We start from the raw sequence: 12,071 nt of genomic DNA on the forward strand, positions 1-12,071 counted from the left end.
ATTTAGGGCAGAACTATTTTAATCTCATAAACTAGCTGAGAAAACTATTGATATATAAGCGGTGTTATTACTGTCTCTTATACACATCTAGATGTGTATAAGAGACAGCTCATAAACTAGCTGAGAAAACTATTGATATATAAGCGGTGTTATTATACCTGTCTCTTATACACATCTAGATGTGTATAAGAGACAGCTATTTTATATCATTCTGGTCTACTCTACTCTACTTGCCTATTTATACTACTCTATTATAGAAAGTTGGAACTAACATGGATAAAGAAATTTTAAAACCAATACGCTTTCCTGTTTTTGAAGGTCACTCTTATCTAGTTACCTACTCTAACGAGGATGATGAGAAATTTGGAATGTATGTTAAAGCAATTGATGTTAATGACGCCATGAGACAAGTTGCAGTGCTGGTCCCTGGTTCAATTAAGATTATCGATGCAAAATTAGATACCCCTCCGTCTTCATTTTCTATTAACTAAGGGATTGACTCCCCTATTGAACGAATATATATATTGTTCATAAGGAGGAATGAATATGATACTAGATAATGAAATAAGAGACAGGCTACTTCGTTCTCAGTATGCGACCAGAGAACAACCAGAGACTAGGAGCACGTATTGGACTCCAGCTACTGAAGATGTTACATCAATTTCTGACCTAACGGCCGGTTTAGAAAGGCTTAATTTTGATTTCCTTACAGAAAGTCCGTTTTCTCAAGATTATTGGATGCCATCGGCCCCTGAGATTGTTAATGAGTTAGGAAATTCATCACTTACGATGACCGCTGAAGAAATCAGATTTGAGAGTACTGCACCTGGTTATATTGTTAATAACCCCAATATATATTCTTCATCAATATCTGGACGCCCTATTAGTCGGAATCAAAATACCCTTCGTATAGACGATGAAAGTAAGATAAATATTTCTAAGAATGATGATGATAAATTCACTCTAGACATCAATGGTGGATATGGTAATGTTCGAATAATACTTTCTGAAGAAAGTATAGAGAAAGTTGTCAAATCATACCGAAAAATAAGACCATTAAACAAGAAAATCCATAATTCAACACTGGACCTTGTTAAGCCAGTGGTTTAGGAGGATTGTATTAATGATTTTATTTAATTTTTTATTGAATTTAATATTTATATTTTTACCTATAGTTGTACTTTTCTGGACCCTAATTCAAAAACACAAGTTTAATGAAATGAGGAAAGACTTTAAGCAATCATATGGAAATAAAGTATTTGGGTACGATTCATATGGTAAACATTACACTCTTTTCCAAACAAACAGTCCTCGAATACAGACTATTAAATTTGTGCTTTTATTATCACCTTGCCTTTTAGGCATGATGTATTGTACTCGCATGCTGTTTTTAAATCCATCTGAAATACTTGATTTAATCTTACTTCTTTCATATTTGGGACTCAGTTTGTGCCTGTATATATTTTTTATGCTAACAGACAGAGAAACTATCATTACCGCCTCCCAACGTAATATGAGAAGATTATCCGTTGTTTATGAGTTTAATATATATTTGCTATTACTCGAAACCAGCATTTTAGTTGCGGTCAACAGTGAATGGCTGTTAAAAGGAGTGTTCAAATGACCCCTATTATAAACTCATTGCTACTAATTTCTCTTTTCCTTTGGGCTGAGTTATTGGACCGTCATATCTCTAGAATAAGAAAAGAGCTAATATTTTCAAAGATTCAACGAACGACTTTGACAAAAGGAATATTTAACCTTTCAGATGGTAGGAAACAACAATGTGTTCTCAATATTAACATTTACCTGGGATTATTTGCCCTTTGTTTATATCTTGGAGTATACTTGAGTACACTATTTAGTTTTCAACCAGAAATAACTTCAGGTACTTTAATTGTCGTAGGTATATTATTGTACGTTGAGTTAGTAGCATTATTCTTTACTTGGTACTTCTTTCCTAGAATCAATATAGATAATCCTCGGTATCTATGGAAAGTTATTAAATCTATTCGAAGCTATCAAATTGCTATAGCTATATTGATGGTCTTAGACTTCCTATCTGCATTCATCTAGCATTCCCCTAGCTGCGTGTTTTAAATTTAAGATATTAAATAGTTACTGTAACTTTTTTCTAGGGTAAAATTGCCCCTTGTTTTGGACGTGATTTATCGTTAATGTATGCGTGAGATAAATAACCATTCCTAATTGAAAGGACGTGCCTCACCTATTAGCCACTAAACCGTTAAGCAAGGAGATGAAATGATGTATACCCTTTTCCCCGTTCTACTTGAACTGATATTACTAATTTTAGTATTATGCGGTTCTAAAGGGCTTTTTTCGGTCTTAGCCGCCGGATATTCATCTAGGATTAAAATGCGTACCTACTTTGTTAAAGGATTTTTCCAAAGTTTGGCCATCGTCATTATGCTAATCCCTGTTAATATACTGGTTGCTAGATTCAACGAGCCCTACTATGCTTCTGCTGAGCACTACTCTATTACTGAGGTAACATTACAGTATTAAGGCGGCCATCGAGCCGTCTTTTTTTTGTATATTCCTATATTTTGGGACTAGACACTGCTATTAGTCGAGACTATCCTATCGAAGAAGAAAGGAGCTGGGCAATGGCAATCTATGAATTCAAAAAGAGTTTAGAATTCGGTAAAAAAGGCGAAGATTTTATTTGGATGTATCTTCAGAAGCAGACTAACGTGTGTAAGTTATGGGACGTCCGAGACAATGAATTTTATCAAAAAATAGATATAGATTTTATTTCGGAGTCTGAAAATGGTACTAAAAATTATATTGAGGTAAAGACTGATTCATATACGTCGGGAAACATTTATTATGAAGTATTATCTTCAGCAAATTCCGATGGATGTATGTATAAGACGAAGGCTGATACGCTCTATTATTATTATCCAAACATGTCTAAACTGTACATATTTGACTTGAATAAGTTTCGAGACTTTGTCGAATCTTGTCTAGATTGGTTTGACTTTAAAGGATATAAGAAGTCTGTTAAAAACTATTCGGGCAATGGAATGTCAACATATGAATCGATTGGATATGCTATACCATTGTCTCTCTTTCACATGATGGAACCAAAATGGATGGAAATAATCACTTTTTGATTTAGCTATTTTTATTTATGATTTTATTTAAAATTTTATTTAATAGATGGAGGATTCTTTTATGACAACTGAAGCAACCAAGAACAATTCAATGGCGATTACTGCACAAGGAAGACTAGGAAAAACTTTTACCCGAGTTTATCAAAATGAGGAGGTTTCCACCATTACCCTGAACAACACAATGATTAGTCGAGGGTTCGAAATTGCAAGAGGATGGGAAGATAAAGACATCAATATCCCTAAAAGAGCTACTGCAAGTTCAGCAGGATATGATTTTGAAGCAGCTGAAACAGTACTTATTCCCAATGACGGAAAATCACACTTTGTTCCAACTGGGATTAAATCTTATATGAATGGAAATGAATTTCTTATTTTAGCTAATCGTTCTTCTCAAGGTATCAAAAATAAATTATATCTACCTAATGGGATTGGAGTTATTGATAGCGACTACTACAATAATCCGGACAATGATGGACATATTATGTTTGCATTTATTAACGGAAATGACGCTCCATACGAAATAAAAAAAGGAGACCGAATTGGCCAAGGAATATTTTCACACTACTTAACAACTGATAATGATGATGCTTCAGGAACAAGAACCGGAGGATTTGGTTCGAGTGGGAAATAATCAAGGAAAAAAATTTATAGTCATAGTATGGGCTTTACTAACTGCTATTTTAGTGGTTAAAACATTTTTACCACCCTCTCGCCCGCTCTTTTATGGAGACACTATCATTATTAAGGATGGGGATAGAGAAACTTCTATCCCTGTTTCTCAATCTATAAGATTTGAGATTTTAAAGGAGGAAAAAGAATGAAAATCATAGCTCTAGAAGGATTAGATAAGTCAGGTAAACATTCAATTAGTAATTATCTTTTTGATTCACTATGCAATCAAGGTTTTAAAGTTGCTTTGGGAGAATTTCATAATTACAAATCCCCTACAGGAAAACTCATAAAAGAATGGCTTTATGGAGAATTTGATGCTGACCAGGCAACAATCGAGCTTGTTATGCTATCAAACAAGATGGCTGAACAAAGAACAATCAAGGATTTGGAACTGGAAGGTTTTGACTTTCTTATTTTAGATAGATACACCGGTTCTCAAGAAGCCTACGTAGAGGCTTACACTAATCTATCAGCGAAGAATGGAACAATTGATACTGTTCCAAAGGATATCGTTAAAAGCGTTCAGAAACACTTCAGAATGCCTGATTTTACAATTTATTTAGCTGTTTCCCCAGAAATATCAATGAATAGAAAAGGTAAGCACGGGGACAATGACCGTTACGAATCTGATTTAGAACTATTAACAGAAGTACAAAACTTCTACGAAAATAGATTTGCTAAAGACCCTAGTTGGTATAGGATTCCTGCTGAAGAAAGTCTTGAAACAGTGGAAACTTTTGCTTCTGATGTTATCTGCGAAATTCAACGTAGTATGCAAAAATCAAATGATGAAGGAGTCGCATGATGAAAAGTCGAGGATTACTTTTAGATGAATTAGGCCAGTGCTGCTGGATGAAATATGATGACTTTTTAACAGCTAATCGATTAAATCCTCATCAACTATTTTTTTGTGCACTAACGGATGACGTTGGTATATGTTTTGATATTGAGTCAAATAGACAAAATCTAATGTCAGTTATTGATTTAACCCCTGATTATTTGCCTTTTCTAAAAGGACCAGTATTTCTGCTAGGAATGGATGAACATATAGAAAGTGGCGAGTTGGAGCCGAAGGATTTATCTTTTCAATCCTTGGCCCCACTATGTAATACAATATCTAAGTTTTGGCATCAACGGGTTGATATGAATATTATCCTAGATATCGCTGAGGGGCTACGCCCACCATTGGTCTTGATATAAAAAGAAAAGGAAGGTGCGGAATGCAAGTCAATGTTTCCGAATCCCAAACAAAAACACAAATACGTTCTCTCGTAAATTGCTCAAGGGCTGCTTTTGAGGAATACCGCATTCGAACAATTTCAGAAATCAGACAATGCATCCTTAATCAGGGTATGACTCCTTCTGACGCAGGATACATGCTTTCTCGCTTGGATGAACTGTACACATTAGTTCATCTTGATTTTATTGAACTGGAAAGTGAAAAAGAACGTATCGACAGTATCATAAGACAATGCGAACGTTCTAAGACTGAAGGTAGAAACGAAATTGATAGAAAAAAGAATGCTACTGTTTACCTCGAAAATTATCCTGTGCCAAATACTAACGAAACAGTAGATATGTATGAATCTTGGCGTGAAGTGTATTATCGCTATAATCATTTAAAACATTGTCTATCTATTCTCGAGAATAAACAAGACCGTATGATTACTCTATCAGGATATATGAAAATTGACGCTTCATTTACGAGAAACTAAAAAGACCTACCCTTTGGACAAGTCTTTTCAGAATACTATAATATTTTTGTTTCGACCAAAAAACAAAATATACTGGAAGCATTTATGGTACTTCCGGATAACAACCTTATTGTACTACATCGGTAAATTCAAATGCAATGAATTTGCAACTATTTTTTTCAACTTTTTAAATACAAGGAGAGTTGCTATATGAAAGAAATCCTACCTCCTCCCCCACCTCCAAAAATCTGTACTCAAGATATTTTCATTAAATGTGAAAATAATTCTCTATGCCAATTTTGCAAAGGTTGCTCACTTTATAAGAATAAATCAGAGGAAAAACAACGCAAAAATTATGCAAAACAAGAGAATAAGAAAAATCGTGTTAACGACGATATCCATAAAGTTCATAGGAAGATGGGGATGGATTTGGAGAAAAAGGTGCAAGACCAATGGAATTCCTCCTTTAATAAAAAGAAGAAGAAAAAAGTAGCAAAACCTTCTTTTGGTTTAGAGGATGATGAAATTGCAGCAGAAACTTCTAAAAAAGAGTCACCCGCTCCCCTTTCCTTTAATCCTTACGTGAAGAAAACCAAATTGAAACAAAATAGCTCTACATATGGCTTTTCCAAAAATAATGAGGCTAAACGTCAGGTTAATTCAGGAGCTATGTGGTTCGCCAAGGGCGATATCAAATTGGAACATGCTCTTATGGAAGTTAAAGAGCGAGGGACGGTAAATGGACGTGGGGAGAAGACAATTTCTATTCCCAAAGATTGGTTGGTTAAACAAGAATCAGAAGCTTTGCAAGAACAAAAAGATTTCTGGTATCTTCCATTTGCATACAAAAATGATGACCGGATTTACCTTGTAAAACCTTATGAGCAAGAAATCTCTATGATTCAGGATTTACGCAAACTCGAAGAAGAAAAAGAAGTGCTACTAAAAGAGATAGAAAGGCTGAAACAAGGTGGAAGGAAAAAACAAGAAAACAACTTTTGATTGAAACCTATGAGTATGTAGTTAAAAAAAAGGTAAAGTTACGAATTAGCTATGTATGTGACTCAACCTGAAGGTAGCACACAACTAATTGAAGATACGCTAGAAGATTTTAGAGATGAAAATGGACTGAACAATTTAGATAAGCGTATTAATTATATTAAATCTAGATATGATGACTCCCTTCGCATGGAAGGTGTAGCAGAAATAGCCATTTTATCTGTAATGATGTTTTAATATCTGTTGATAAAAGAAAGAAGGAATCATAATGTTAATGCCTAATGATGATTATTATAGATGCTCTGAATGTAAGAGTCACCTTTTTGAAAAACATGCAGTATTTTGTTTAAGCAAAAAGAGTGTTGTATCAGAAGTACCAAATTCAGTTGAAGTGATTGAAGAACGTATTCAATATAAGTGTTCTAAATGCGGCCAATTTGCAGCAGAAAAAGAATTTAGTTAATAGATAAAATGTCCATTGATAAATCAATGGGCTTTTTTTATGGAAAGGATGATGTCAGTGAGAGCTTCTATTAGCCATACATCTTCTTTTACTAATAGAATTGCAAAAAGAACTGTATCTAGGAAGAACCCTTTATATAAAAAACCTAGTTTACCCCTTCTGTCTTCAGAAAAAACAAATTACAAGCATTCAAATAAACATAAGCTTTACTCAGACCTTGAGCTTAGAACCATAGAAAAATATATTTTAGATATCGAACTGGCCATGGGTCATTTCGCAATTTACCAAGATAGCAAGGAGCTACAAGATTCAGTAAGCAATCTAAAAAGCTGTACCATGCAATTAAGAAAATACTTAACCAATGATACAGCTTGTATGTCAGATAAATCATTAAAAGAAAATCGTATGTACAAAGAAGAAATAGGGCAAAAAATTGAAAATTATTATTCCTGAGTCTCTTTTTTCGGAAATACTTTCGCTTCAAACCAATTGTGTCGACATGAACGTTTCATACACTTAAAGGAAATTGTTTGTGCCCATTCATCTCTATAAATTGTTGTATATCCACATTCAGGACACTGTCCTTCAACGTATCTATCCTTATAGCTTTTTCCTTTTGTTTTGTACCCTCTTGAAAAGTTTTTGTAAACTGGAGGAGTTTTCTCCTGATTAATATTCGTCTCACTCATAACCTACACCTCGTAGTAAGTATTGATACTATTAGTATCTAAGGTTATTTTAGAACGATTTAATACGCACTATAGCCCTCTAAATGACAAGGAATAGATTTATTATTAACGTTTTTTTTATTATGCTGTCAACCCATCTTTAACGTAATATTTGTAATCTTTGTTGTTATATTTTCGTAACTTTGTTACAGACTTTTCTATTGTTAGAACTTATTATCTCTTTGTAAATCAAACAAGGAGGCATATTAAATATGTTGAAACTTAAATCCCTATTCAAGAAATACGTAGCAGTCACTCTGGTGTTGGTAGTCGTAGCTACTAGCGGAATCTTTTTGTTACAAAATTATCACGCTGCACTTGCGGAGACTGCTCGAGCAGAAACAAAACTAGAAGTAGCATCTAAAGCTATAGTATTAAAAGATAGCGAAATTACAGCCATCAATAAAAAAATCGATTACCTTTCTAAGCAGATTGATGAAAAAGATTCTAGTATCAAGAAAATAGAAAATCAAAAGAAACAGATAGAAGATTCAAATAAAAAAATCGAGAGTACATTGCAAACTATCGAAGAGCAACTAGCAAATACTAAAGAATTATTATCACAAAAGGATTCGGAGATTACTGAACTAAAAAAGTAAAACGCAACAAAGAATTAGCGAAGCAAAATGCTTCTTCTTCAGGAAATTCTTCTGTTGCTGCCTCCACCCCTGCCTCCACTACTTCTGGCATATCTACAAACGCTTCTTTTACACATTATTTCCCAGCTAACAATGCATTACAAGGCGGCACTGTAACTGCTACAGGACTTGATTTGTGGACAACAACAATTACTGGTGGGTACCGTTACTACGATGGTTATGTTGTGGTAGCTGCTCCTCCTGCATACCCTTTTTACACCTTACTCGAAATCAACTATAACGGGCAAATACTTCAAGGGATAGTCCTTGATAGAGGTGGTGCTATTCAAGGAAGTCACTTCGATATATGTGTTTCTGACGAATCTACTGCCTATAGTTTAGGTGTAGGCTCTGGAACTATCAAAGTAATTGGTTCATTAAAATAAAACTTAGAAAGCCGGATAGGCTTTCTTTTGATTTCAGGAGGGAAAACTATGATTGTAAGAGCATCTGTAGTAGACGGGAATGTTGATGTAGTTAAAGTCGAAAACTTTGACTTAGAATTAGAAGTGCTTTATGCCCTACTGTTAGATGATTTAAAGTCAGAGAACATGAAAAATGATATTCTGGATTTTGAAAAATCATTGGCTACTTTTAATTCTGATGGTTATTTTGTCTCTTCAGATGGAAAAACCACTTTAAATTTTTCAAAAGAGGTTCCATTTGCTGAATATCATTCAAGTCACCTCTATACAACAGATATTTTTATAAAACCTACAAAAGACAAGCCATAATCAACATTAGATTTGGCTTGTTTTGTTGTATAATGATACTTGTTTACTGAAAGGAGAAACCTTATGGAGATGGGTACAATAAAAAAGCTATTTTCTGATATATTTACGGAGGATGATATCACTCCATTTCATTTAGACGATAAATCGAACATCGATAATTCTATAATTGATTTAATAGATGAGTTAATTCTTGAAGGAATTGAAGAGGAATATTTATTTGTTGCGAGAAAGAATTACCCTAACGTAATTTATATAAATGGTTATCGGGTTTTCTCATTCCCCCCTATTGTTTTACCTGGTATGATTTCCAAAGCTAAAATTGATAAGTTCATTGAAACTTTAGATAATAAGATAAGCGAAGGTGATTACCTGAATTATTTATTTACTGTTGAACTAGCTAATCCAAGCTTATTAAAATTTGCCTTAGAAGCAGTATATTCGCAGATTCCTGATGAAAAGGTCTTTGAAGTTATGGAAGAGTTTTACACAAACGTTGATTATATTGCACCTTTTATTACTGCAGAAATGTGGAAACGAATGATTGACAACCAGCCTGTAGGTAAAAAAGAAGAGTTTTATAAAGAGCTATGTAATTACTTCGGTTATGAAACCCTTCCAGAAAAAATTACTATTTATAGAGGTGTGGGTAGCGAATCTACTCCGCTACCTGCTACATACAGCTGGACAGTCAGTGGGAATGAAGTATTAAAATTCTTTTTACATTCTCCGGATGCATCCTGGTATGAAGCCACTGTATATAGCAAAGATATCATTCACTTTTATAATGGCCGGGGAGAGGCTGAAGTATGGATAAGCCCCGATTCAGTCCATGATATAAAAGAGAATAAGCAATACGATACTGCCTTTGTACAAGATGCACTTAGCCATCGCAACTTATCAGAATTGTTCTCATTTATTAGGACTAATATTATTGATTCTTCTGCAAATATTCCGACTCATTTAGGAATAGAAAGAATGAATAGCACTAACATGTACCATTCAAACAAACATCTTACTAATGTGATGTTTAGTTCAACGTTATTGAGTCATGCATTGGAACTAGATACACAAGAAATATTAATCAGTCTTTTGGCCGCTGCTGTCCATGATTTCAATCGTAGAACTGATTTTGATGCACCAAATCATGGGTATGAAAGTGCAAAAAATTGGGTAGAGGCCCTATGTATTGGTGCTAGTTATGAAGACGGACTATATCCCGAAGAGTGGGCAGAAGTTGCTGATGAGCTTTCCAGCTGGTTTGATTTGGGTTTTCAAACATCAAGCCTAGCAAAAGAATATCAACTAACTGGAATGGATGCACATCTATTATTTACTATAGTAAGAATCCATGATTTAGATGACTATGAAGCATATTCGTTTATTGAAAAAGAATTAGACAGTTCAGAACACCAACGTGCCATAAAGCTTCTCAATATTTTAAAAGATGCCGATGCAATAGATAGGTTAAGAATTAGTGATTTAGATGTGTCATTCCTCCGGTTAGACGAATCAAAGAAAATTATTAAACCTTTTTTTGACTTTCAGGAAAACATAACTGTGTACTAGACAAAATCCCTCCTTATGCTTGTAATTAACTAAACAACAAAGGAGGGATTTATTTTGATTTCTGAAGAACTAAAAAATGACATCACTTTCGAACTAAATTTGCTTACAGAGGATAATATTAAAGAAACGTTAAGCAGAATACATCGACTTACTGAACTTTATGCCAAGATTGTAGACTTCCCCAAATTAGAAGAAGTGGCTAAAGAGTCTGGTGTGACTAACTCGATTATTGATTTTTCTCATCAGCTAACTGAGAACCTGGATAAGATATTTACGTTTGAAGCGCAAAATTTAAACGTAAAATAAGTAAAACTTCTTTATTTATTTCTAGTTTTGCATATATAATACATAAAGCAAAGTAGATAGAAGGATGAGAGGCTATGTCTGAAGTAAATACAGATACACTTGGTGGTTGGGATAATATCACTCAACTACTCAAAGAATTGGATTCAGAAGATTTAGCTGAACTTGATTTCATAATCGACGAGGCACATAAAGGTAAAGTGATGAACTATGGAGTACTTCATACATCTTTGATTTTTATCATGAAAAGTATCGGCCTTGAAACTAAATATCTTCATGATAATGAACTAGGTAGTTACTTCGAAGTGAAAATTAATGAGGAATGGGGGCAAGATGGTACCTTTTTAAGGCGAGAAACTATAAAGAATCTTATTCCTTATTACTTGGAAGAAACTACTACACCCTCTTCTTTTGAGAGCAAAATAGAAGAGTTATATCACCAACTTTTTAGTAGGTGCCAAACGGAGGCATCTGCTGGCAGATTACAGTATTTGATTCTTTCAAACGACCCCATCTTCAGTCAATATTCTACTGAAGAAATCAACACAGTCTTAAATCTATTAATTGAACAGAACTTTTATATTAGAATCTCTGAAAACCAATCCAGGAACATACTTATAACATGGTAGCTCTAGCGCTTGCTAGGGCTATTTTTTTTGGGGCTTTACAATCCTACTAGTTGATATTAAGTATGAAGCTGAAGATAAATCATCCTTAACATCAAAAAAGAATGGAGATGCATTAGATTGGTAAAAGCCTATCAAGACAGATTCACCAATTCCTATGATTTGAAGATAACAGAGGATTACTTGATTTTAACATTCTCTAGAGATGATGTTGACCCTATCGACATTGCTGTATTCTCAAAATCAGATATTAGAAAAAGAGTAAGTGTGCTTCAAAATGAAAATCAGCCTGAATTGGACTTTAGTTTGACTTATAAGGATTTAAAAATGTTTTCTTTCCCAAATGAAGCCCACGGAACTTTAGATATCACTCTTTCCTACGGTAAAGATAAAGATATTCTTATGGTAATTAATCCTGTATTAACACTATCAGAATGTGAATTATCTTTGAATGATTACGTTAATGGCGTGTTTGGCAAACGAAAAATAGCAAGAAACAAAATTTAGATAC

At 34.0% G+C, this 12,071-nt stretch carries 19 protein-coding genes; 18 read left to right on the forward strand and 1 reads right to left on the reverse strand.

Going from position 1 to position 12,071, the window contains the following annotated elements; all coding sequences use genetic code 11:
* Nucleotides 1-272: 272 nt before the first annotated feature.
* From A5882_RS18220 to A5882_RS18290, 12 genes are all read left to right on the forward strand, one after another.
* Complete coding sequence (locus A5882_RS18220) at nt 273-491, forward strand: hypothetical protein (RefSeq protein WP_086373356.1); 219 nt, start codon at nt 273-275, stop codon at nt 489-491.
* Between the two features lie 55 nt (nt 492-546).
* Complete coding sequence (locus A5882_RS18225; protein WP_086373357.1) at nt 547-1,110, forward strand: hypothetical protein; 564 nt, start codon at nt 547-549, stop codon at nt 1,108-1,110.
* Between the two features lie 1,517 nt (nt 1,111-2,627).
* A complete protein-coding gene (locus tag A5882_RS18245) occupies nt 2,628-3,137 on the forward strand; it encodes a hypothetical protein (RefSeq protein WP_086373361.1) in 510 nt (169 codons plus the stop codon).
* Between the two features lie 61 nt (nt 3,138-3,198).
* Nucleotides 3,199-3,768 (forward strand): dUTP diphosphatase, encoded by a 570-nt coding sequence (locus A5882_RS18250; RefSeq protein ID WP_369596973.1) that lies wholly within the window; start codon nt 3,199-3,201, stop codon nt 3,766-3,768.
* Nucleotides 3,758-3,958, forward strand: a complete 201-nt coding sequence (locus A5882_RS18255) for a hypothetical protein (protein WP_086373362.1) — start codon at nt 3,758-3,760, stop codon at nt 3,956-3,958. Before A5882_RS18250 ends, A5882_RS18255 begins: the two co-directional genes overlap by 11 nt.
* Nucleotides 3,955-4,614, forward strand: a complete 660-nt coding sequence (locus A5882_RS18260) for a deoxynucleoside kinase (protein ID WP_086373363.1) — start codon at nt 3,955-3,957, stop codon at nt 4,612-4,614. Before A5882_RS18255 ends, A5882_RS18260 begins: the two co-directional genes overlap by 4 nt.
* The gene (locus A5882_RS18265; RefSeq protein WP_086373364.1) at nt 4,614-5,009 is read left to right on the forward strand and encodes a hypothetical protein; all 396 of its coding nucleotides are present in this window, start codon (nt 4,614-4,616) and stop codon (nt 5,007-5,009) included. Before A5882_RS18260 ends, A5882_RS18265 begins: the two co-directional genes overlap by 1 nt.
* A 20-nt stretch (nt 5,010-5,029) precedes the next feature.
* Nucleotides 5,030-5,524, forward strand: coding sequence for a hypothetical protein (locus A5882_RS18270; RefSeq protein ID WP_086373365.1), 495 nt, complete (start codon nt 5,030-5,032; stop codon nt 5,522-5,524).
* 189 nt (nt 5,525-5,713) lie between these two features.
* Nucleotides 5,714-6,505, forward strand: coding sequence for a hypothetical protein (locus A5882_RS18275; RefSeq protein WP_086373366.1), 792 nt, complete (start codon nt 5,714-5,716; stop codon nt 6,503-6,505).
* 57 nt (nt 6,506-6,562) lie between these two features.
* Nucleotides 6,563-6,739: a hypothetical protein gene (locus A5882_RS19920; protein ID WP_176462056.1), complete on the forward strand. Its 177-nt coding sequence runs from the start codon at nt 6,563-6,565 to the stop codon at nt 6,737-6,739.
* A 31-nt stretch (nt 6,740-6,770) separates the two neighbouring features.
* Entirely contained in the window at nt 6,771-6,965 is a 195-nt protein-coding gene (locus A5882_RS18285) for a hypothetical protein (RefSeq protein WP_086373368.1), read from the forward strand.
* 39 nt (nt 6,966-7,004) lie between these two features.
* A complete protein-coding gene (locus A5882_RS18290) occupies nt 7,005-7,418 on the forward strand; it encodes a hypothetical protein (RefSeq protein WP_139843260.1) in 414 nt (137 codons plus the stop codon).
* Here A5882_RS18290 and A5882_RS18295 read toward each other — a convergent pair.
* Nucleotides 7,409-7,654 carry a hypothetical protein gene (locus A5882_RS18295; protein WP_086373370.1) on the reverse strand — a complete coding sequence of 82 codons (246 nt, stop codon included), beginning with the start codon at nt 7,652-7,654 and terminating at the stop codon, nt 7,409-7,411. The two genes, A5882_RS18290 and A5882_RS18295, sit on opposite strands and share 10 nt — an antisense overlap.
* A 251-nt stretch (nt 7,655-7,905) precedes the next feature.
* On the opposite strand from A5882_RS18295, the gene A5882_RS18300 reads away from it, so the two are divergent.
* The 6 genes from A5882_RS18300 to A5882_RS18325 all read left to right on the forward strand — a co-directional run bounded on the left by A5882_RS18300 (nt 7,906) and on the right by A5882_RS18325 (nt 12,067).
* Nucleotides 7,906-8,292 carry a hypothetical protein gene (locus A5882_RS18300; protein ID WP_086373371.1) on the forward strand — a complete coding sequence of 129 codons (387 nt, stop codon included), beginning with the start codon at nt 7,906-7,908 and terminating at the stop codon, nt 8,290-8,292.
* A 473-nt stretch (nt 8,293-8,765) separates the two neighbouring features.
* Complete coding sequence (locus A5882_RS18305; protein ID WP_086373372.1) at nt 8,766-9,065, forward strand: hypothetical protein; 300 nt, start codon at nt 8,766-8,768, stop codon at nt 9,063-9,065.
* 63 nt (nt 9,066-9,128) lie between these two features.
* Nucleotides 9,129-10,631, forward strand: coding sequence for a hypothetical protein (locus A5882_RS18310; RefSeq protein ID WP_086373373.1), 1,503 nt, complete (start codon nt 9,129-9,131; stop codon nt 10,629-10,631).
* Between the two features lie 54 nt (nt 10,632-10,685).
* Nucleotides 10,686-10,937, forward strand: a complete 252-nt coding sequence (locus tag A5882_RS18315) for a hypothetical protein (RefSeq protein ID WP_086373374.1) — start codon at nt 10,686-10,688, stop codon at nt 10,935-10,937.
* Nucleotides 10,938-11,011: 74 nt separating this feature from the next.
* Complete coding sequence (locus A5882_RS18320; RefSeq protein WP_086373375.1) at nt 11,012-11,563, forward strand: hypothetical protein; 552 nt, start codon at nt 11,012-11,014, stop codon at nt 11,561-11,563.
* A 117-nt stretch (nt 11,564-11,680) separates the two neighbouring features.
* Nucleotides 11,681-12,067 (forward strand): hypothetical protein, encoded by a 387-nt coding sequence (locus A5882_RS18325; protein ID WP_086373376.1) that lies wholly within the window; start codon nt 11,681-11,683, stop codon nt 12,065-12,067.
* The last annotated feature ends 4 nt before the right edge of the window (nt 12,068-12,071 follow it).

The organism is Enterococcus sp. 4E1_DIV0656 (assembly GCF_002140695.1).
Classification (GTDB): domain Bacteria; phylum Bacillota; class Bacilli; order Lactobacillales; family Enterococcaceae; genus Enterococcus_D; species Enterococcus_D entomosocium.